Origin of the sequence: Nonomuraea sp. NPDC049504, from assembly GCF_040676845.1 — a bacterium.
Classification (GTDB): Bacteria; Actinomycetota; Actinomycetes; order Streptosporangiales; family Streptosporangiaceae; genus Nonomuraea; species Nonomuraea salmonea.
In genome coordinates this window covers 266,200-286,397 of sequence record NZ_JBFAPT010000011.1, presented here as the reverse complement: position 1 = coordinate 286,397, position 20,198 = coordinate 266,200, and the positions used below count along the sequence as shown (strand labels likewise).

21 protein-coding genes and 1 pseudogene are annotated in these 20,198 nt (G+C 72.1%); 11 read left to right on the top strand and 11 right to left on the bottom strand.

Going from position 1 to position 20,198, the window contains the following annotated elements:
• Positions 1 to 17 precede the first annotated feature (17 nt).
• Positions 18 to 986, top strand: a complete 969-nt coding sequence (locus AB0K28_RS22875; RefSeq protein WP_364373264.1) for a zinc-dependent alcohol dehydrogenase family protein — start codon at positions 18 to 20, stop codon at positions 984 to 986.
• A 79-nt stretch (positions 987 to 1,065) separates the two neighbouring features.
• Positions 1,066 to 3,138, top strand: coding sequence for a hypothetical protein (locus AB0K28_RS22870; protein ID WP_364373261.1), 2,073 nt, complete (start codon positions 1,066 to 1,068; stop codon positions 3,136 to 3,138).
• 166 nt (positions 3,139 to 3,304) lie between these two features.
• On the opposite strand, the gene AB0K28_RS22865 is transcribed toward AB0K28_RS22870, so the two are convergent.
• Together AB0K28_RS22865 and AB0K28_RS22860 are read right to left on the bottom strand one after the other, a co-directional pair.
• Entirely contained in the window at positions 3,305 to 4,132 is an 828-nt protein-coding gene (locus AB0K28_RS22865; protein WP_364373258.1) for an N-acetylmuramoyl-L-alanine amidase, read from the bottom strand.
• Positions 4,133 to 4,330: 198 nt separating this feature from the next.
• Positions 4,331 to 5,296, bottom strand: a complete 966-nt coding sequence (locus AB0K28_RS22860; RefSeq protein WP_345407623.1) for a C40 family peptidase — start codon at positions 5,294 to 5,296, stop codon at positions 4,331 to 4,333.
• A gap of 119 nt (positions 5,297 to 5,415) precedes the next feature.
• Here AB0K28_RS22860 and AB0K28_RS22855 point away from each other — a divergent pair.
• A pseudogene (locus AB0K28_RS22855) lies at positions 5,416 to 5,696 on the top strand (metal-sensitive transcriptional regulator).
• Positions 5,697 to 5,753: 57 nt separating this feature from the next.
• Here the strand turns inward: AB0K28_RS22855 and sigJ are convergent.
• Positions 5,754 to 6,641, bottom strand: a complete 888-nt coding sequence (gene sigJ, locus AB0K28_RS22850; RefSeq protein ID WP_345407619.1) for an RNA polymerase sigma factor SigJ — start codon at positions 6,639 to 6,641, stop codon at positions 5,754 to 5,756.
• A 152-nt stretch (positions 6,642 to 6,793) separates the two neighbouring features.
• On the opposite strand from sigJ, the gene AB0K28_RS22845 reads away from it, so the two are divergent.
• The 4 genes from AB0K28_RS22845 to AB0K28_RS22830 all read left to right on the top strand — a co-directional run bounded on the left by AB0K28_RS22845 (position 6,794) and on the right by AB0K28_RS22830 (position 10,606).
• Positions 6,794 to 7,942 carry a serine hydrolase domain-containing protein gene (locus AB0K28_RS22845; protein ID WP_364373254.1) on the top strand — a complete coding sequence of 383 codons (1,149 nt, stop codon included), beginning with the start codon at positions 6,794 to 6,796 and terminating at the stop codon, positions 7,940 to 7,942.
• Between the two features lie 11 nt (positions 7,943 to 7,953).
• Positions 7,954 to 9,393: an MFS transporter gene (locus AB0K28_RS22840; protein WP_364373251.1), complete on the top strand. Its 1,440-nt coding sequence runs from the start codon at positions 7,954 to 7,956 to the stop codon at positions 9,391 to 9,393.
• A gap of 89 nt (positions 9,394 to 9,482) precedes the next feature.
• A complete protein-coding gene (locus tag AB0K28_RS22835) occupies positions 9,483 to 9,965 on the top strand; it encodes a carboxymuconolactone decarboxylase family protein (protein WP_364373248.1) in 483 nt (160 codons plus the stop codon).
• A gap of 134 nt (positions 9,966 to 10,099) precedes the next feature.
• Positions 10,100 to 10,606, top strand: coding sequence for an isoprenylcysteine carboxylmethyltransferase family protein (locus tag AB0K28_RS22830; RefSeq protein ID WP_364373245.1), 507 nt, complete (start codon positions 10,100 to 10,102; stop codon positions 10,604 to 10,606).
• On the opposite strand, the gene AB0K28_RS22825 is transcribed toward AB0K28_RS22830, so the two are convergent.
• Genes AB0K28_RS22825 through AB0K28_RS22805 form a run of 5 tightly spaced genes read right to left on the bottom strand, consistent with a single transcriptional unit; the run spans position 10,607 to position 15,246 of the window.
• Positions 10,607 to 11,680 carry a hypothetical protein gene (locus AB0K28_RS22825; RefSeq protein WP_345407615.1) on the bottom strand — a complete coding sequence of 358 codons (1,074 nt, stop codon included), beginning with the start codon at positions 11,678 to 11,680 and terminating at the stop codon, positions 10,607 to 10,609. It abuts the gene before it with no gap.
• Positions 11,677 to 12,729, bottom strand: a complete 1,053-nt coding sequence (locus AB0K28_RS22820; protein ID WP_345407613.1) for an ABC transporter substrate-binding protein — start codon at positions 12,727 to 12,729, stop codon at positions 11,677 to 11,679. The genes AB0K28_RS22825 and AB0K28_RS22820 overlap by 4 nt, the downstream gene beginning before the upstream one ends.
• 14 nt (positions 12,730 to 12,743) lie before the next feature.
• The gene (locus AB0K28_RS22815; RefSeq protein WP_364373241.1) at positions 12,744 to 13,721 is read right to left on the bottom strand and encodes an ABC transporter ATP-binding protein; all 978 of its coding nucleotides are present in this window, start codon (positions 13,719 to 13,721) and stop codon (positions 12,744 to 12,746) included.
• Positions 13,718 to 14,509 carry an ABC transporter permease gene (locus AB0K28_RS22810; RefSeq protein ID WP_345407607.1) on the bottom strand — a complete coding sequence of 264 codons (792 nt, stop codon included), beginning with the start codon at positions 14,507 to 14,509 and terminating at the stop codon, positions 13,718 to 13,720. The genes AB0K28_RS22815 and AB0K28_RS22810 overlap by 4 nt, the downstream gene beginning before the upstream one ends.
• Positions 14,506 to 15,246, bottom strand: coding sequence for an ABC transporter permease (locus AB0K28_RS22805; RefSeq protein ID WP_345407605.1), 741 nt, complete (start codon positions 15,244 to 15,246; stop codon positions 14,506 to 14,508). The genes AB0K28_RS22810 and AB0K28_RS22805 overlap by 4 nt, the downstream gene beginning before the upstream one ends.
• Positions 15,247 to 15,463: 217 nt before the next feature.
• On the opposite strand from AB0K28_RS22805, the gene AB0K28_RS22800 reads away from it, so the two are divergent.
• Positions 15,464 to 16,408, top strand: coding sequence for a LacI family DNA-binding transcriptional regulator (locus AB0K28_RS22800; RefSeq protein WP_364373236.1), 945 nt, complete (start codon positions 15,464 to 15,466; stop codon positions 16,406 to 16,408).
• Positions 16,409 to 16,491: 83 nt separating this feature from the next.
• Here the strand turns inward: AB0K28_RS22800 and AB0K28_RS22795 are convergent, their stop codons facing one another.
• The 3 genes from AB0K28_RS22795 to AB0K28_RS22785 all read right to left on the bottom strand — a co-directional run bounded on the left by AB0K28_RS22795 (position 16,492) and on the right by AB0K28_RS22785 (position 18,717).
• Positions 16,492 to 17,307 (bottom strand): inositol monophosphatase family protein, encoded by an 816-nt coding sequence (locus tag AB0K28_RS22795; RefSeq protein WP_364373233.1) that lies wholly within the window; start codon positions 17,305 to 17,307, stop codon positions 16,492 to 16,494.
• Positions 17,271 to 17,693, bottom strand: coding sequence for a MarR family transcriptional regulator (locus AB0K28_RS22790; protein WP_364373230.1), 423 nt, complete (start codon positions 17,691 to 17,693; stop codon positions 17,271 to 17,273). The genes AB0K28_RS22795 and AB0K28_RS22790 overlap by 37 nt, the downstream gene beginning before the upstream one ends.
• 193 nt (positions 17,694 to 17,886) lie before the next feature.
• The gene (locus AB0K28_RS22785; RefSeq protein ID WP_364373227.1) at positions 17,887 to 18,717 is read right to left on the bottom strand and encodes an alpha/beta hydrolase; all 831 of its coding nucleotides are present in this window, start codon (positions 18,715 to 18,717) and stop codon (positions 17,887 to 17,889) included.
• Positions 18,718 to 18,818: 101 nt separating this feature from the next.
• On the opposite strand from AB0K28_RS22785, the gene AB0K28_RS22780 reads away from it, so the two are divergent.
• Genes AB0K28_RS22780 through AB0K28_RS22770 form a run of 3 tightly spaced genes read left to right on the top strand, consistent with a single transcriptional unit; the run spans position 18,819 to position 20,188 of the window.
• A complete protein-coding gene (locus AB0K28_RS22780) occupies positions 18,819 to 19,229 on the top strand; it encodes a helix-turn-helix domain-containing protein (RefSeq protein ID WP_364373224.1) in 411 nt (136 codons plus the stop codon).
• A 21-nt stretch (positions 19,230 to 19,250) separates the two neighbouring features.
• The gene (locus tag AB0K28_RS22775) at positions 19,251 to 19,817 is read left to right on the top strand and encodes a GNAT family N-acetyltransferase (protein ID WP_364373222.1); all 567 of its coding nucleotides are present in this window, start codon (positions 19,251 to 19,253) and stop codon (positions 19,815 to 19,817) included.
• Between the two features lie 41 nt (positions 19,818 to 19,858).
• The gene (locus tag AB0K28_RS22770) at positions 19,859 to 20,188 is read left to right on the top strand and encodes a hypothetical protein (RefSeq protein WP_364373219.1); all 330 of its coding nucleotides are present in this window, start codon (positions 19,859 to 19,861) and stop codon (positions 20,186 to 20,188) included.
• The last annotated feature ends 10 nt before the right edge of the window (positions 20,189 to 20,198 follow it).

The following is a 20,198-nucleotide window of genomic DNA, read 5'->3' as shown; positions in this document are numbered from 1 at the left end:
CAATCCACGCACGAACGGTGCTCTTTCACGAACTCGGTGGCCCCGACGTCCTGAAGATCGAGGACGTCCGGCTCGACGCCCCCGGCCCCGGTGAGGTCCGTGTCCGGGTCGAGGCGATCGGGCTCAACCGCGCCGAGGCGCTCTTCCGCGCCGGTACGTACTACTACCAGCCCGCTCTTCCCGGCTCCCGGCTCGGCTTCGAGGCGGCCGGGACGGTGGAGGAGGTCGGGCCGGAGGTCGCGGGCTTCGCGCCGGGCGACGCGGTCAGCATCCTGAGCGATCAGGAGATGTCACGCCATGGCGTGTACGCCGACCGCGTCAACGTCCCGGCCGGGTGCCTCCTGCCCTCTCGGGTCGACCCGGTCACCGGTGCCGCCTTGTGGACCACGTACCTGACCGCGTACGGCGCCCTGGTCGAAGCAGGCCGCATCAACCCCGGCGACGGCGTCGTCATCACCGCCGCGTCCAGCGGCGTCGGGCTCGCGGCCATCCAGATCGCCAACCACCTCGGCGCCGTTCCCATCGCCGTCACCCGGACCGCCGCCAAGTCCGCGCGGCTGCTGCAGGCCGGCGCCGCCCACGTCATCGCGGCCGACGAGGACGATCTCGCCGGCCGGGTGGCCGCCGTCACCGGGGGCCAGGGGGCGAGGGTCGTCTTCGACGCCGTGGCAGGGCCCGGCCTGAGCGAGCTGGCCGAGACCGTGGCCGCCGACGGCCTGCTGATCGTGTACGGCTGGCTCGACCCCCGGCCCGCGCCGCTGCCCATGAACTGGCCGATCACCGTCCACGGCTACCACGTCGGCCTCGTCACCGCCGACCCCGGCCGGATGAAGCGCGCGCGAGCCCTCATCGAAGCCGGACTCCGTGCCGGGACGCTGAAGCCCGTCATCGACCGCACCTCCGACCTGGCGGACATCGTCGAGGCGCACCGCCACCTGGAGTCGAACACCCAGATCGGCAAGATCGTGGTGACCGTCCGGCACTGAGGCCGGCTTACGGGGTTCGGCCCAGACCTATTGCAGCGAGTTGACCGACACGGGCGGTTTCGGCTGGGACAGTCGCGGCGTGGAGAGTGTGCGACTTGTGGCGCGGTTGCGGCGGGGTGGGGTGTTGTGGCCCGGTTCCCGGGCGGCCGGGGTCGATGTGGGGCGGCTGGCGGTGCCCGGTCTGGTGGTGTTCGCGCCACTGGCGTGGTTCGCGGGGCTGGCCGCTCTGCCCATGGTCGGGTCGGTGGCCGTGGTCAACGGTGAGCTGGTGCTGGCCGAGGATCCCGGGCCGTGGCAGCCGGGCTGGATGGCGGGGGTCGCGGTCGTGGTGGTGGCGGCGTACGCGGTGGTGTCGGGCGCCACGACGCTCCTGGCCGCGGCGCGGCAGACCGGGCGCCAGGCCGAGCCGGCGGCGGCGCTCGGGATGGCGGTGCGGCGGTGGCCGGCGCTGCTCGCGGTCACCGCGATCACGGTGCTCGGCGCGGCGGCGGTGGTGGGCGCGGGGATGGGGGTGCAGGTGGCCGTCCGGTGGGAGTTCCTCTCCTGGCTCACGGCGGGCGGGCTGGCGCTGGCCGCCTCGCCGGTCCTGCTGGCCGGGCCGGTGCTGGTGCTCGAACGGCGGGGGCCTGTCCAGGCGGTCGGGCGGGCGTACCGGCTGGCCGTCGAGGGCACATGGCCGGACGTGATCGCGCTGCTCACCGGGGCGGTGCTCGTGCCCGCCCTCGCCGTACGGGCCGCGCTGTGGGCTCTGGACGCCGTCCCCGCCCCGCTGGCGATCACCTTCACCGCCGCCCTGGCCGTGACCGTGCTGCCGTTCCAGGCGAGCGTCCTCACCCGCGCCTACCTGCAACGGCTGGCGTGGCGGCACACCGCGCTCCAGGACTCGGCCGTCTTCCCGGAGACCGTCGCACTCAAGGACATCCCCTCGTGCCAGAACGGCCACCCAGAGCCGGCAGGGACCTGGCTGTGGCGGTTGGTGGCCGCCGTCCTCCTGCCCGCCGTCCTGTACGCGATGACCGCCACCGCGAACCTGCTCGACCGCCCCGAGCTCCACCAGCGACCGGTCACGGCCGTCTCCGACCCGGCCGCCGCGCACCTGACCGGCGACGGCCGGCTCCTGCTGCTCCTGGATGACCTGGACACCCCGCCGACCCTGCTGGCCTGCACGGACCCCGCCTGCACGGACACCGCCACCGTCTACGCCGGCCCGGCGGGCGAGGACCTGTGGCGGGACGTGGCCTCGGCCCCCATGCCCGGCGGCCGGCTGCTGCTGGCCTCGTGGGCCACCACCGACGGCGGCGCCGGGCGGCTGGACCTGCTGCTGTGCGACGCGAAGAGCTGCACCAGGCCGCGGGGCACGGCGGGGCGGGTGTCGGCGGGGCCGCACGAGTTCGCGCTGGCGGTGGCCGCTCGGCCCGGCGGCGGCGGGCTGGTGCTGGCGCACGCGGGCGAATCGGGCGCCGGGAAGCCGGGGGAGCAGACGGTGGCGTTCACCTCCTGTGCGGACCTGGCCTGCGCCACGCCGGTCACCCGGCAGGCGGCGGTGCTGAAGGTGCCGGCGTACCTGGACAAGGAGGACGGCTTCGCGCTCGCCGTCGCCCCCGACGGCCGGCCGGTCGCCGCCCAGCTCGACGCGACGACCGGTGCCGTGCACGTCGTCTCCTGCCAGGACGCCGCCTGCGAGCGGGCCACCGTGAGCACGCCCGTGCGCGGCTCGGCGGCGCCGGCGCGGGGCTTCGCCCTGGGGACGCCCCGGTCCGGGCTCGCGCTGGCGATGCGGCGGGACGGGCGGCCGGTGATCGCGTACCAGGCGGGCGCGGGCGGCGCCGTCACGCTGCTCGACTGCCGCACCGCCGACTGCCCGGACGGGCGGACGACGCGGCTGTCCGAGGCCGTCCACGGCCCGCCCGTGCTGGTGCTCGACCGGGCGGGCCGGGCCCTGGTCGCCTACCAGGACGTGACCCGCGACAGGATCGCCCTCACCTCGTGCGCCGCCACCCGCTGCGGCACGGTCCCTGTCGCCAGGCTGAACGGCGCGGGCGGCCGCCTGGCGATGACCCTGGACACCGCCGGACGGCCGATCCTCGCCTGGACCGCCGCCCACGACCGCGACGGCGGCCACGTCCTGGTCAGCACCCTGCTCGACCCGTGAGAGCCGGGCAGGGAGGACACCGCTCCTTGTCCCGCTCGCGCGGCACCTCCCTCGCCCGCCGGGGCGCCGACGCCCGCCACCACCTTCTCGCGTCCCTCCACGACGACATCGTGGTGAACCCTCGCGGACGTCCTCGAGGTGCTCCTCCGCCGCCGATCGGACAGCGTCAGATGCGCAGCAGCGGCGGCCAGGTCAGCGGCCCGACCTCGCCGTCGGCCTCGAGGCCCTCGGCCTGCTGGAACCCGCGGACCAGCTCCACCAGCTGGTCGTCGCAGAGCGTCGACGTCAGCCAGCCCTCCAGCCCGTCCGCGACCTGCGCGTACGCGGCCGGCGGGACGTGCCCGCGGGCGAACAGGCACCCCCTGACGGTCTTGACGTCGAAGTTGTCGTCGCCGAGCCGGACCAGCGGCAGTTGCTTCACGATGTCCTCCGTCCAGGACCCTCCGGGGCCGGGGCCTCCAGGGGAGGGCGTGTCGCCGACGAGGGCCGCGACGGCCGCCCTGAAGTCGTTCATGTCGATCGAGTGGGGGTCGGGCTTGGAGGTGTTGACCTCCCGGTGCGCCTTGACGCGCGAGGCGGGCAGCCCGAACTCGCGGCACAGCTCCGCGCACAACTTCCGGTACGCGTCCAGCTGCTCGGCCGGCCACGGCTGGGAGCCGTCGTTCTCCGCCTCGATGCCGATGGAGCTGGAGTTGTCGTGGAAGGCCGACGTGGAGGGCGCGTTGTGCCAGCACCGGCCTGCGGCGATCACGTAGATGTGACCGGACCGGCCGAGCCCGAAGTGGGACAGCGGCCCCTCGAGGTCGGGCCGCCCGTCACGGACGACCGCGAGCGAGGGGTAGTCGCCGCCGCCCGCGGGCCCCGCGGTGTGGTGGCAGACGATGCCCTGAACTTCGGGCTGGGGGCCGTGGCCGCGGCCACGCCAGCCGGACACCTCGGTCACCGGATGCCCGGTGCGCCGGGCGACGTCGGCGAGCTGGGTCAGGAAAGGCATCGAGGACCTCCGTGGTGCGTCTCGATGATGCTCACAACCTTCGGTGTTGGAGGACAAGACGACCGCGTCATCGCGGTGCACGGCCGCCGCGGGGGATGGGCGGCCGGTGGCCTCGCCGGTGTGGCGGGCGCTTACAGATCACTAGCACGCGGTACCCGAGCGCGACCGGAAAATGCGCAGAAATCACAGCGCCGGAGGTCAGGGCCGTACGGCGCCGATCAGGCGGTCGCGCCAGTAGCCGTCGAGGGAGACGATCTTGACGACGTCGCCGGTCTGCGGGGCGTGGACCATCTTGCCGTCGCCCACGTACATGCCCATGTGCCCGAGACCCCTGCTGAACAGCAGGTCGCCGGGCTGCGCCGCCGTCACGGGGACCCGCCGCGCGGCGCCCCAGCTCCACTGCGTGTACGTGGTGCGCGGCAGTGTCACCCCGGCCGCCCGCCAGGCCGCCTGCACGAGCCCGGAGCAGTCCCACGAGCCAGGCCCGGTGCCGCCGTACCGGTAGGGCTTGCCGATCTGCGCGAACGCGAACTCCAGCGCCCGCCGCGCGTTCCCCGACGCGGGCCCGGTGTAGGTCTTGCCGGTGCTCTGCGGATTGCCGGTCTTGAACGCCCCCAGCCGCCGCAGCAGCGCGGTCTGCTGGTCCACCAGCTTGTCGACCTGGGCCTGTTCGCGGCGTACCTCGTCGCGGGCCTCGTCGGCCTCGGCCAGCACGGCCTTGGCCCGGTCGCGCTTCTGACGCAGCCGCGCCGTGGCCGACTCGAAGGCGCGCAGCCGGGCGGCGCGGTCGCGGGCGAGCTGCTCCAGCGCCGCCATGCCGCCGAGCACGGCCTCGGGGTCGCCGCTGCCGACGAAGCGCTGCCAGCTCAGCGGCGAGCCGAGCTGGTAGTCACGCGCGGCCAGGTCGGCCAGCTCCGCGCGCAGCTCCTCGGCGCGCGCGTCGTCCGCCGCCGCCTCCGCGTCGAGCGCGCGGTAACGGTCGCGGGCCGTCTTGTACGCCTCGCTCGCCCGGTTGTAGCGCTCGACGAGCTGGTCGGCCTTCTCGTTGAGCTTGACCAGCCTGGCCCTGGCCTGGGCCGGTGACGGGTCGGCCATGGCGGGGCCGGGTAAGGCCACGGCCATCGTGCAGACCACCGCTGACACCGCCGCCGTCCGTACCCTCACGTGTGCGCCTCCTCCGTCGTCACGACGAGGTACGCAGGCGCGGCGCCGTCCGGTTCAGCGGCGGCCCGGAATACGGTACAGGGGTATGGTGTTGCGCAGAGGCGAGGGGAGGGCGTGACATGGCCGGATACAGCGCCAACAAGCAGGACCACGCCATGCGGCTGCGCCGCGTCGAGGGGCAGATCCGCGGGCTGCAGCGCATGGTGGAGGACGACCAATACTGCATCGACATCCTCACCCAGGTGTCGGCGGCGACCAGCGCGCTGAAGGCGTTCTCGCTGTCGCTGCTGGAGGAGCACCTGGCCCACTGCGTCGCCGAGGCCGCGCAGAAGGGCGGCCCCGAGGCCGACGCCAGGTCAAGGAGGCCTCCGACGCGATCGCCAGGCTCGTGCGCTCCTGACGCTCAGCCGGGGGCGGGGCCCGTGCTGCCGCGTACGAGCAGCCGGGCGGCCGGGTTTCACAGCTCCAGGTGGGTGAGGTCGAGCCGGGCCAGCCGGTCGGAGTCGGACAGGATGTCGATGGTGGAGATCTTGCCGTCGGAGATGGTGAAGCTCATGACGGAGATGAGCCGTCCGTCAAGGGTGTTGACCAGGCCGGCGAGACCATTGACCAGCGCCGGGTGGGCGGTGGCGCTGGTGGCCATGCGCTGGAAGGTGCCGAGCTGCCCGGCCACCGCCGCGACACCGCGCAGCACCTTCATGCCGCCGGCGAGCGTCCCGCCGTCGCCGCGCAGCACCACGTCGGGGTCGAGAATGGACACCAGCGCGGCGAAGTCGCCGCCGCGGGCGGCGGCCAGGAACGCGTCCACCACGCGGCGCTGATCGGCCGGATCGGGGTCGGGGTTCGGGGCCGCGCCGCGGACGCGCTGACGGGCGCGGCTGGCGAGCTTCTTGGCCGCCACGGGCGTGCGGTCCACGATGGGCGCGATCTGCTCGAACGGCAGGCCGAACATGTCATGGAGCACGAACGCCAGCCGTTCGGCCGGGCTCAGGGACTCCAGCACGACCAGCAGCGCCAGGCCCACCGAATCCGCCAGCAGCACCTCCTGCTCCGGGTCGGCGGCATCCGCGAGGCTGACCACCGGATCGGGCAGGCGCTCCTCCAGCGACTCCTCCCGCCGGGACTTACGGGCACGCAGCATGTCCAGGCACACCCGGCCGACCACGGTGGTCAGCCAGCCACCGAGATTGTCGATGTCGCCCGAGTCCGAGCGCGCCAGGCGCAGCCATGCCTCCTGGACCGCGTCCTCGGCCTCGCTCAGCGAGCCGAGCATGCGGTAGGCAACCGCCTTCAGATGGGGACGGTGCCCCTGGAACTGGTCGGCCAGAAAGTCATGCGGCGTCACGGTCGTCTTCCTCTCATCTCAGTCACGTCAAAGCGCTGACGCATCAAATCAAGGAAAGGTGACCGCGTACGCACCCGGTCACCTTTCCCGCGGACCATGCGTCATGTCGGTGCCCAACACTCCTGACGAAGGGTTGCCGAACGATGAGCAGGATGAATGTCCACGGAACGGTCGCGGACGGCTTCGAGCCGGTGCGCGAGGAGTTCACCGCGATGGTGGCCGAGCAGGACGGCCAGGCGGGCGCGCAGCTCACCGCCTACGTCCGCGGCCGGCGGGTGGTGGACCTGTGGAGCGGAGACGAGGCCGACGGTGACACGCTGACCGCCGTCTACTCCTCCACCAAGGGCGCCGCCACGCTGGTGACGGCGCTGCTGGTGCAGGAGGGCGTTCTCGACCTGGACGAGCCGGTGGCCCGGCACTGGCCGGAGTTCGCCGCCGCCGGTAAGGACACGATCACGCTGCGGGACGTGCTCACACACCGCTCCGGCGTCATCGGGATCGACGGCGGGCTGTCGGCGGCCGAACTGGCCGACGACGCGGTGATCGCCTCCTGTCTCGCCGGGCAGCGGCCGTACTGGCGGCCCGGTTCGGCCTACGGCTACGGCGGGTTCGTCACGTTCGCCATCGTGAACGAGGTGATCCGGCGGGTGACCGGCCACTCGCTCCAGCAGCTCTACGACGAGCGCATCCGGATCCCGTACGGGCTGGACCTCTTCCTGGGGCTGCCCGCGGCCGAGGAGCAGCGGTTCCGGCCCATCCAGTGGTGGACCGCCACACCGGAACAGGAGACCGCGTTCTGGTCGAACCTGCCCGGCCCGCACAGCATCCTCGGCATCGGCTACGGGCTCAACAGCACGCCGCCGCTGGACCAGGTCGCCTTCGCCAACACCCGCGCCGTCCGCGCCAACGGCCCGGCCTCAGCCGGCGGGGTGGGCAGCGCACGCGGCCTGGCCGGCCTGTACGCGGCGGCCGTCTGGGGCCTCGACGGACGCCCCCCGCTCCTCAAACCGGACACCGTCGCCGAGTTCGCCCAGCTTCACTCGTCCGGCTCGGATCTGGTCCGCGGCGCGCAGGGCAACTACGCGCTCGGCTTCCAGGCCAAGGGCCTGCGGTACACGTTCCTCAGCGCCAACGCGTTCGGCCACGACGGCTCGGCGGGCTCGGAGTCCTTCGCCGACCCGGTCAGTGGCATCGCGTTCGGCTACACGCGCCGCCGATTCGGCTTCGCCTGGTCCTACCCCGAGCACGACCGGCTCGCCGCAGCCGTCCACCGCGCCGCCATCGCCGCCATCGCCGCCTGAGGAGCCTGGTGATGAGTGTTCCCGAAAGAAGAAGCGGCCTGGCCCTGCTGGTGATCGCCGCCGCGCAACTGCTGATGGTGATGGACGGCACCATCGTGACCGTGGGCCTGCCCGTCATCGGAGCCGGGCTCGGCATCGCCGAGGCCGACCTGGACTGGGTGCTGACCGCCTACGCCCTGGCCTTCGGCGGCCTGCTGCTGGCCGGTGGCCGCGCCGGCGACCTGTTCGGCCGGCGCAGGCTGTTCCGGGCCGGGCTGGTCGTCTTCCTGGCCGCCTCCCTGCTGGGCGGCCTGGCCGGCACGGGGAGCGTGCTGATCGCCGCCCGGGTGCTGCAGGGCGTCGGAGCCGCGATCGTCGCTCCGGCCGCGCTGTCCCTGCTCGCCGACACCTTCCCCGCCGGGCCGGAGCGCAACAAGGCGCTCGGCGTGTACGGCGCGATGGGGGGTCTCGGCTCAGTCGCCGGCCTGCTGCTGGGCGGCGCTCTCACCGAATACGCGGGCTGGCGCTGGATCATGTTCGTCAACATCCCCATCGCACTCGTGGTCCTCGCCGGATCCTCCGCCCTGACACCCGGCAGCCGCGAGCGCGGCCAACTCGACCTGCCCGGCGCGGCCACTGTGACGCTCGCCCTCGGCTCACTGGTGTACGCGATCAACCGGGCCGGCTCGCACGGCGCAGACGACGGGCTCACCCTGACCTTCGGCTCAGCCGCAGTCGCGCTGCTCGTGGTGTTCGCGTTCATCCAGCGCACCGCGCGCAGCCCGATGCTGCCCTCAGGCGTCCTGGCCGACCGCGGCCGGCTCAGCGCCAACCTCGTCATGCTGCTCATGGGGGCCGGGCAACTGGCCACGTTCTACTTCCTCACCCTCTACATGCAGACGATCAAGCAGTACTCGCCCATGATCACCGGTACGGCCTATCTGCCGTTCGCGATCGGCATCGGCCTCGGCTCCGGCCTCATCGGACCCCGTTTGCAGGCCCGCACCTCCACCCGGGCCGTCCTCGCGATGGGGATGGCGGTGGCCGCCGCGGCGATGGGCTGGTTCAGCCTGCTCACCCCCGACCAGAACCCCCTGCTCGCGCTCCTGCCCGCCCAGCTCGCTGGCGGCATCGGTCTGGGCATCGGCTTCGTCGCGGCCACCATCGGCGGCGTACAGGGCGTCGCACCGCGCGACTCAGGCATCGCCTCCGGCTTGGTCAATACCAGCCAGCAGATCGGCGGCGCCCTCGGCCTGGCCGTCCTGGCCGGCATCGCCGTCACCGCCACCGCCGACCAGCCCTCGGGCACACCCCTGCCCGACGCGCTGACCAGCGGCTACACCGCCGGCATGCTCGGCGCGGGCGGCTTCTACCTCGCCGCGATCCTCACCGCCGCCCTCCTCCTACGCCCCCGGCCCGCCAACCGGGACACTGAGCCCACACCGCAGGCCCTCGGCAGCACGCCCGGCTGAAATCGACCGCCCCAACCGGTCACCTTCGCTCCACACGATCCGTCAAAGCAGCGATCCACGAGTTGAGACTCCCGAAGGGAACACCCACCATGACCACCATCGAGTCGCGCCTGCCCAACCCCGCCGTGCTCGTCCCCGAACTCAAGGACATCGGCGGCGCCCTGTACAAGGCAACCGGCAACGGCACCATCCCGCAGACCACCATCAGCCTCATGCAGCTGCGCGCGGGCCAGATCGCCGGCAACACGTACCTGACCGTCCTGCACACCGGCAACCTCCGCAAGGCCGGCGCCACCGAAGAGAGCATCACCGCCGTGGCCTCCTGGCAGGACGCGCCCTACTTCACCGACGCCGAACGCATCGCACTGGAGCTCGTCGAATCCGTGCTCACCCCGAACCCGTCCGGCGAACGCGTCTCTGACGAGCTGTACGCCCGAGCCTGCGAGCACTACGACGACAAGGCGCTCGCCACCCTCATCATGGCCATCGGCCAGGTCTGCTTCTTCCTCCCCCTGGCCCTCATCGGCAAGCCGCTTCCCGGTGTGTCGCCGGCGGAGCAGTGGAGACCGTAACGCCCGAAATCCTCAGGGCGAGGACACGGCAACCCGTGCCTCGCCCTGCCCGGGGCCAGATCAGGGCCGAGAGCGTTGACCGGCCGCTGCCCCCGACCTAAACTCATCACATGATGAATTGATCGGAGGCAGCGATGCACAGAACGACGGCAGCAACAGTGAGCACGGCGTTCTTCGCCGTCGGCCCCGGCCTCGTCGCCGTGGCAGGTCCCTGGTGGGTCTCCCGCTGGCAGCTGCACGAGCCCTTCCCGGCCTGGGCGATGGTGCCGGTCAGGGCTGTGGGGGCGCTGCTCTTAGCGGCCGGGCTCGTCATCCTGGCCCAGGCGTTCGTCCGGTTCGTGGTCGAGGGCTTCGGCACGCCGATCCCCGCCGCGCCACCGGACCGCCTGGTCGTGGGCGGCCTGTACCGCTACGTGCGCAACCCCATGTACCTCGGGCTGTTCGCCGCCGTCATCGGGCAGGCCATGGTGTTCGGCAACGGCTGGCTGCTGGTCTACGCGGCCGTCATGGCGGTCCCGGTCGTGCTCTTCGTCCGGCTCTACGAGGAACCGAGGCTCCGGCGCAGTTTCGGCGCCGACTACGAGCGCTACCGCGCGGCCGTGCCCGGATGGTGGCCGCGCGTGCGCCCGTACCGGCCCTGATCACCCGGCGGCGGCCAGCTCGCTCTCCATGCGCCGGCGCAGCGCGGCCTTCTCCGGCTCGGGCAGCCAGCACGCGTCCACCCCGGCCAGCGCCATCGCCTTCAGCCGCTCGTCCGGCACACCGAGGTCGTCGGACAGGATCCGGTACTCCTGCGTCAGCGACGTCGGGAACATGCCGGGGTCGTCGGAGGCGGGGATCACGTTCAGCCCGGCCTCGATCATCGCCGCGATCGAGGCCCGCCGCCACGGCCGCCACGAGCGCCGCGACGTCGTCGAGATGACGGTGAACGGAACCCGCTCGTCCCTGACCCTGGCCACCACCTCGTCGTCCTCCAGGACGAAGTAGCCGTGGTCGATCCGGTCGCAGCCGAGCACATCGAGGCAGGTGATCGTGTTGACGGCGACGGGCGCGTGCTCGGAGGAGTGCGCGGTACGCCGCAGCCCCGCCTCACCCGCCAGCCGGAACGCGGCCGCGAACCGCTCGGGCGGCCCCGCCGTCTCCAGGTTGTCCAGCCCGATCCCGGCCACGTAGTCGTGCGGGTGGTCCACCACCGTGCGCACCCAGGCCAGCGCCTCGTCACCGGTCCTGCTCCGGTCGACCGCCGCGATGAGCCGGCCGGTCATGCCGAAGTCGCGCTCGGCCATCCTGATGCCCTCGGCGTACGCCTCCACCACGCTCGCGTAGCCGAGCTTCTCCTGCTGCTCGGTCAGCGCGTCGAAGGACAGCTCCAGATGCCGGGTCGCGCTCGTGCGGTGGGCCGCCTCGAACGCCTCGTAGGTGATCCTGGTCAGATCGTCGGCGTCCCGCAGCACCTGCAGCACCCACGACGACACCTGGAACAGCGAGTACGACACCTCCGGCTCGTCCGCGCCCCTGCCCTGCGGCACCGGCACCCGGGTGTTCAGATAGAGCCCGGGGTCCGGCGGCAGCGAGTTGACGTCGGCGTAGATGCGTTCCGGCGTGTCCGGCAGGTCGAGCTTCTCCCGCCGGGCCAGCTCGGCGAAGGTCGAGGCGCGCACCGTGCCGATGAGGTGGCAGTGCAGATCGACCTTGGGCAGCGCTGCGAGGTTCACTTGCCGGCCACCTCGCGGGTGAAGCGCTTGACCCAGGCGTCGCGGGTGTCCACGAGCTGGGCCGGGTCGAGCGTCTTGTACCCGGCGGCCACCGGGTCCTTGGCCGCCTCGCCGGTCACCTTGGCGATGTCCGGCGGGATGTCGGCCTTCGGGTTCACCGGCAGGTCACCGACGATCTTCGCCGTGGCGCTCTGCGCCTCCGCCGACAGCAGGTAGTCGATGAACTTCTTCGCGCCGTCCTGGTTGCGCGCGCCCTTGGGGATCATCGCCCGGTTCGTGGCCATGTAGCGGCCCTTCGCGGGAGCCGTCCAGGCGATCGGTTCGCCCGAGGTGACGAGCTGGGTAGCGAACCCGCTCAGCGCGTCCGCCGCGACGATCTCGCCCTGCGACAGCAGGTTCGTGACCTCGGTGGTGGAGCTGTAGAACTGCAGCACGTTCGGCGCCCAGCCGGCCAGCGTGCGCAGCGAGGCGTCGATGTCGTACGGCCCCTTGCCGTACGCCTCACCCACACCCGAGATCATGAGCTGCCCCGCGGTCACCGAGATGTCGGGCAGCGCCACCTTCTTCTGGTACGCGGCGTTCCCGAACAGCTGCCAGTCGGCGGCCTGCTCCTTGGTCAGCTTGTCGGTGTTGTAGATGACGCCGTTCAGCTGGTGGGTGTAGGCGGGGCCGTCGTAGGCGCCCTCGGTCGCGAACGGCGCCAGCTCCTTCATCGCCGGCACGTCGACCTTCTCGAACAGGCCGTCCTTCTGGCCGAGCGCGGCGAAGTAGTCGGAGATCAGCACCACGTCCGCCTCCGGCTCGCCCTTGGCGAGCTTCAGCTTCGACAGCCGGTCGGCGTTGGAGCCGGTGTCCAGCTCCACCTTGATTCCGGTCTTCTTGGTGAACGGGTCGACGACCGCCTGCTCGAACTCCTTCACCCCGAAGGGGAAGGTGCTGACCACGAGGGTGTTCTGCGCGGCCTGCTCGTCGCCGGAGCTCGACCCCGAGCATCCGGCCGCGGCGAGCAGCGTCAGGGCAACGGCCAGTACGGCACGGCGCGTGGGCATGGGTGTTCCTTCTTTCAGCGGGGGAGGGGGACCAGCCGGTCGTCCGGCGTGATCACCGAGACGCTCGATCCTGGAGCGGGGGCGGCGCCGCCGCGCACGTCGGCGAGCAGCCTGACGGTCGCGCCCGACGGGTCCACCACGTCGAGCGAGACCAGCAGATCGACGCCGCGGAAGGCCACGTCGGCCACCGTCGCGCCGAGCCCCTCACCTTCGCCGGCCAGGCGCAGGTGCTCGGGCCTGATCGTCATGGGGGTGCCGTCGGCGGCGGTGAGGAAGTTCTCGTAGCCGAGGAACTCGGCCACGAACCGGTCGGCGGGGCGCGGGAAGACCTGCTGCGGTGAGCCCTGCTGCACGATCCGGCCCTCGTTCATGATGACCATTTCGTCGGACATCTCCAGCGCCTCGTCCTGGTCATGGGTGACGAGGACGACCGTCAGCTCGGTCTCGGCCTGGATGCGCCGGATCTCGGCCCGCATCTGGATGCGCAGGCGGGCGTCGAGGTTCGACAGCGGCTCGTCGAGCAGCAGCAGCTTGGGCCTGATCGCGATCGCCCTGGCCAGCGCCACCCGCTGCTGCTGACCGCCGGACAGCTTCTTCGGCTTGCGATCGGCCAGGTGCGCGAGCCCGACCAGCTCCAGCGTCTCCATGACCCGCGCCCTGCGCTCGGCGGCCGGCACCTTGCGCAGCTTGAGCCCGTAGCCGACGTTGTCGGCCACCGTCATGTGCGGGAACAGCGCGTACGACTGGAAGACCATGCCGAGGTTCCGCTTCTCCGGCGGCGTGCGCGTGCTGTCGACGCCGTCGATGCGGATCGTGCCCGACGTCGGCTCGGCGTAGCCGGCGACCATCCGCAGCGTGGTGGTCTTGCCGCAGCCGCTCGGCCCCAGCAGCGTCGTCAGCTTGCCGGCCGGCACGGCCAGGTCGATCGCGTCCACGGCGGTGAAGGCGCCGAACGACTTGGTGACGGCGATCAGCTCGGCGGCGGCGGTCATTGGTTGATCCCTCCGAAGATCTTGGCGAACCCGACCGTGCGCTCGGCGACCATCGCGATGACCACGGTGGCGGCCAGGATGAGGGTGGAGGCGGCGGCCACCATCGGGTCGTAGGACTGCTGCACGTAGTCGAGCATCGTCACCGGCAGCGTCCTGAAGTCGCGTCCCTGCAGCAGCAGCGACAGCGGCACGTTGTTGAACGAGGTGACCACGCTGAGCAGCCCGGCCGAGAAGATCCCCGGGCGCAGCAGCGGCAGCGTCACGTTGAAGAACGCCCGCAGCGGCGAGGCGCCGAGCCCGCGGGCGGCCTCCTCCAGCGCGGGATCGGCCAGCGCCAGCGACGCGCCGGTCACCCGCACCGCGTACGGCAGCATCAGCGCCGTGTGCCCCACCAGCAGCGTGCTGAAGTTGTCGAGGTCGAGGCCGATCATCAGCTGCTGGAACAGCGCGAGCCCCACCACCAGCTCGGGCACGATGAGCGGCGACAGGAACAGCCCCTCGACCAGCCCCTTGCCCGGCAGATCGCCCCGATGGATGGCGAGCGTCACGGGCACGCCGACCAGCAGCGCGAGCACGGTGGCCAGCAGCGCCAGCTCCAGGCTCGACAGCGCCGCCTCCATGAACGGCTCGTAGCCGAGCGCCTCGCCGAACCAGCGCAGCGAGAACCCCTCAGGCGGGAAACGCAGCACGCTGCCGCTGGTGAAGGCCGTGGCCACCACGAAGATGATCGGCACGATCATGATGATGTAGCCGACGACCGCGAGCGCCGCCGTGATCGGCCGCTTCACGAGGTGGCCCCCTTCCGTCCCATCAGCGAGGACAGCCCGGAGACCAGGAAGACCAGCACCGTCATGATGAGCGCCGTCGCCGAGGCCGAGGCCCAGTCGACGGTGGTGCTCGCGTACGTGAACAGCTGCGTCGACAGCATCCGCTGGCTCGACCCGCCCAGCAGGTACGGCGTCGTGTAGGCGGTGACGGCCCCGGCGAAGACCAGGGTGGCGGCCACCACGATGCCCGGCATGGTCAGCGGGATGACGACGCTCCACAGCGTACGGATGCGGCTCGCGCCGAGCCCGCGCGAGGCGTCGTCCAGGCCGGGATCGACCTGGGCGACCGCCGAGTAGCACGAGATGATCGCCAGCGGCAGGAACAACTGGGTCAGGCCCAGCACGATCGCGAGCTTGGTGTAGAGCAGCTGCGGCGCCACGTCCACGAGGCCGAGCGTGACGAGCAGCTGCCCGAGCGCCCCCTTGGAGCCGAGGATCACCAGCCAGCCGAACGTGCGCACCACGTTGCTCAGCATCAGCGGGAAGATCGCCACCGCCAGCAGCACGCCGCTCCACCGGGACGGCGAGCGGGCCAGCCAGTAGGCGATGGGGAACCCGAGGACGACGCAGATGACGGTGACGATCAGGGCCAGCCCGACGGTGCGCCCGATGACCTCGAGGTCGTAGGGGTCCTTGAGCATCTCGCCCAGGCGCGCGAAGATCTCACTGGTCGAGACGTCCGGCGGCGCGAAGAGCATCGCGGCCGAGGGGACGAGGAAACCCGCGAGGAGAAGGACGAGCCCTGGCGCCAGCAGGAGGGCCGATTTGCGTGAGATGTCGGCGTCCTTTCTCCGTGGCGTACGCTGTGGTCTGGAACCGGTTGTGGAACCGGTTGCATGAGCCTGACCATAGATTACGAGCGGCCTCGCGCACAAACCGCCGCGTTAATTCCGTGTTACCGCTCAAGGAGGATCAGTGCCGACACTGGCGGACGTGGCCGTACTGGCGGGAGTGTCCAAGGCGACGGCCTCCCGCGCTCTGGGCCGGCCCGACCTGGCCGCCCCCGAGACCGTGGCCCGCGTGCGCGCGGCGGCCGAGCAGCTCGGATTCGTCCCCAACCGGGCCGCCACCCAGCTCGCCAGAGGCAGGACCGGCGTGGTCGCCATCGTGGTGCCCACCCTGGACAACACGTTCTTCACGCCGATCATCGGCGGCGCCCAGGCGCGCGCCGCCGGCTCAGGGATGCAGCTGACCATCGCGGTGCACTCGCTGGAACACGCCGCGCAGCTCGCCGCCGTCGAGCAGCTCGCCCATCAGGTGGACGGGTTCCTGTTCGCCGCGCCACGGGGGTCGGACGAGATCGTGCGGGCGGCGGCGTCGTACAAGCCGACCGTGCTCATCGACCGCGAGATCGACGGCATGCCCTCGACGGTCGCCGACACCGCCACCGCGTTCGGCGCGCTCGTCGGCTGGTTCGCCGAGAAGGGCCACGAACGCATCGTCTACATCGGCGGCCCCGCCGGCTCCTGGCAGGACGGCCAGCGCCAGGCCGCCATCCGCGCCGCCGCCTCCGCGAACGGCGTGACGCTCACCATGCTCGGCCCCTACCCCTCGACGTTCGCCTCGGGCGTGGCGACCGCCGAGGCCGTGGTGGCCGCCCGCGCCACCGCCGTCGTCCCGTACGCGACCTCGATCGGCCTCGGCCTGATGTTCGCGCTGATGCGGCGCGGCGTCACCGACGTCGTGGTCAGCTCGGAGGGCATGGTCGTGGAGAGCCTCGGCCTGCATGACGTGCCGTCGATCGACGTGGACGGCGAGAAGCTGGGCGAGGTCGCCATGGACCAGCTCATGACCCTGCTCGGCGAACGCCGCACCCCCGCCCCACCCACCCGCCACCGCCTCACGGTCCCGATCAGCTAGTGCTTGCTGCCGAGCCCGGTCGCGGCTTCCAGGCGATCGGTCCAGTGGCGGCTCCTCCTACGCACTGGCGATTCCTTCGCAGATCACCGGATGCCGACGAGGTCCAGCAGGGCCTTGTGGGTGTCCTGGTCGGCGGCGGCTATGAGGCCGCCGGTGCCCCTTTCGGGTGGGTTGCCGTCGAGGCCGGTCACCACGCAGCCGGCGGCGCGGCACAGCGCGATGCCGGCGGCGAAGTGCACGCTGTCGTGGACGTGGCCGTCGGTGACGTACGCGGCGCGCCGGCCGGTCGCCACCCAGGCCAGGGTCAGGGTGGTGGAGGTCACCCGCGGGCGGAACCGCTCCGTGAAGCCCGGGTCGGTGAGCAGGGTGGTCGCGCGGAAGGCGGGGGCGTTCGGGAACGGCGGGTCGAGGTTCAGGTCCACGAGAGGCGGGTGCGCCGACGGCTTGAGGGGCTCCTTCGTGTCGTTCCGGGACACGGTCGCGGTGGCGCCGTCGGTCCAGAAGACCTCGCCGGTGAACGGGTCCGCCACGGCCGCTACCGCGATGTCCGTACCCGTGCGCAGGGCGACGTTCACCGCGACCAGCCTCGTGCCTGCGGCGTAGTTGAGGGTGCCGCACAGGGGGTCGACCAGCCACGTGCGGTCGGAGGTCGCTGGGCCGGTGTGGCCGCTCTCCTCGCCCGTTATGGCGTCGTCGGGTCTGGCGGTGCGGATGGTGTCGATGATGGCTCGCTCCGCCGCCACGTCGGCCTCCGTCGCGAAGTCGCCGGCGCCCTTGTCGAAGTGGGTGTGCGTGGCGCCGAACAGGTCGCGGGCGATCGCCGCGCCCGCCAGCGCCGCCGTGCGGGCCACGTCGGCGTCCGTCATGACCGCGGCGCCGGGGTGCCGACGATGGTCCATACCAGGTGCTCCAAACGTTCGCGATCATCGGGGGCGATGTCCCCGATCAGCTTCTCGACGTGCTCGGTGACCTTGCGGTGGGCGGCGTACGCGATCTCCTTGCCCTGCTCGGTCAGCTCGATGCAGGCGGCGCGGCGGTCGCGCTGGTCGCGTACGCGGGCCACGACGCCGCGTCGCTCGGCCCGGTCGACGAGCCCGGTCATGCTCGACCTCTCCAGCCCCAGCGCCCGGCTCATGTCCGTCATGCCGGTCGAGCCGCCCAGCAGCATGCACAGCAGCTGGGTCTGCTGCGGGGTCAGCTCGAACTCCTTGCCGACCTCGGCGTAGACCCGGCTGACCAGCTGCGCGAGGCGTACCAGCGCGGTGGCCAGCGTGGTGTCCTCCATGCTCCGCATCGTAGTCGACAGTACTTCGTAGTACGAACATCTTGCTTCGTGATACGAACAATTCGTACTACGAACTAAGGTGAGGTGGTGAGAAGTGGCTCAGGACTGGCCATGGCCACGCTGCCGAAGCTGATCGGCGATCTGGTCCCTGGCCGACGAACTGCCCGCCGAACAGCGGCCAAGGAGCGCGCGGTCACTCCTCGATGAACGGGCGCAGCAGCGCGAGCAGGGCGCGCGGCCGGTGCAGCGGGATGATGTGGCCGCAGTCCTCGATGACGTGGCCGGTGAGGTCGTCGGCGTAGGGGCGAAGCTGCCGCTCCAGTGCGGCGCCGACGGGTTTCGCGCCGATCGCCAGCGTCGGCACCGTCAGCCGGGCGGTGACCGCCTGCTCGATCTGCGCCGCGCTCTCCCGCAGCGCCCGGTAGTAGGAGAACGCGCAGGCCAGGGCCTCGCTGCCGGTGTACGCGCGGACGAAGGCGTCCCGGATGGCGGGGGTGACGACGCCCTCGCCGAGTGTGCCGGCGTTCAGGAACCAGTCGACGTACGCGGCCTCGTTGCCCTCCAGCACGGTCTCCGCGAGGCCGGGCACCGCGTGGAAGCCGAACCACCACGGCGGCCCGCCGGCCAGGAAGTCCTCCGCGCCGGGCAGCCGGCCCAGCAGCGACTCCATGACGACCAGGCGCCGAACGAGGTCCGGGCGGCGGGCGGCGAGCAGGAAGGCGGGCGGGGTGCCCGCGTCGATGCCTGCCACCGCGGCCGAGGACACACCGAGCGCGGTGAGCAGCGCGGCGGCGTCGTCGGCCAGGGTGGCGGCGTCGTACCCGGTGGCGGCCCTGCTGCTCGCGCCGAACCCGCGCAGGTCCGGCGCGATCACTTGATGGTGAGCCGACAGGTCGGCCATGACGTCCGTCCACACCTGCCAAGTGTGCGGGAAGCCGTGCAGCAGCAGGACGGCGGGGCCGGAGCCGGCGATGGCGACGTTCAGCTCGACGCCGTTGACGGGGACGCGGCGCAGCTCGGGCATGTGAGCACTCCAGACAGGGTGAAGAATGGTGACCACGTCACGATAAGGAACTAGGGTGGTTCGCCCAAGACGGCACTTTTCCCTCAGGTGGTGAGCTCCAGGTGACCACGTACGAGAGCACGTACGAGACCACGGGTGACCGGCGCGGAGACCTGCTCGACCCGCTCTGCCCGACCCGGCAGCTGCTCGACCGCGTCGGCGCCAAGTGGACCTCGATGGCGGTCAAAGTGCTGGCCGAGGCGGCGCCGGGCGAGTTGCGGTTCGCGGAGCTGCGGCGGCGCATCCCCGGCATCTCGCAGAAGATGCTCTCGGTCACCCTGCAGAGCCTGGTGCGCGACGGGCTGGCCGAGCGCCGCGTCGAGCCCACCGTGCCGCCCGCCGTCCACTACCGGCTCACCGATCTCGGCCTGTCACTTGAAGGCCCGCTCGCCGCGCTTCGCGAGTGGGCAGAGACCCATATGGCGCAGATCGACCGCAACAACCGGCTCGCCGACGAGGTCGGCCGCACCTGAGCGTGCGATAGGTTGCCCGCCATGTCTGAGATCGGACCCGTCACCTGGCCGCCCGACCCCATCGAGACCGAACGCCTCATGCTGCGCTCGTCCGAGGCCCGCGACCGCGCGGCGTTCATCGAGCTGCTGGCCTCGCCGGAGGCGCACGCCTACCTCGGCGGTCCACGGCCCCGGGACGAGCTGGAGCGCGACGTGCCGCCGGTGCCCGCGCGGTGGGCGGGCAGCTTCGTCGTCGAGCTCGACGGGGAGATGATCGGCAACGTGTTGCTCAAACGGGCGACCGAGCACAGCCGCCCGGCCGCCGTCGGCAAGGCCGAGCTCGGCTACCTGTTCCTGCCCCGCGCCTGGGGCCGCGGGTACGGCACCGAGGCGTGCGCGGCGGCGCTCGCCTGGCTCGACCGCGCGCTGCCCGGCGAGCCGGTGATCCTCACCACCCAGACCGCCAACACCGCCTCCATGCGGCTCGCGGCCAAGCTCGGGTTCGCCGAGGTCGAACGCTTCCACGCCTGGGACGCCGAACAGTGGCTCGGCCTGCGCGACCCTTCGACGATTGCTGAAACGAGCGGCGGGCCCGCCGGCGTGCACTAGCGTTCCGCCGCACGGGGACCGTTGCGTCGAGGGGGCACGTCATGGGGGAACGGCTGGAGATCCACCGGGAGACCGTGGAGGCGGGGGTGAAGCGCTGGTCGGCCGCCGCGGCCACGCTCCAGGCCCGGCTGGCCGACGCTCGCGCCAGGATCGAGAGCCTGCACGCCGCCCGGCCGTGGGGGCAGGACGCGACGGGCAGGGAGTTCGAGCGGGCGTACCTCGCCGATGACGGCCCCGGCACCCTGCTGCGGGCCGGCGCCGACTGGGCGGACTTCGCCGTCTCCGCCGGTCCCGGCGTCCTGGAGAGCGTGAACACCTCCGCCTCCGCCGACGCCGGCCTCGCCACGCCCAGGACCCAGCGCGCGTCTTGACGGGGGACCA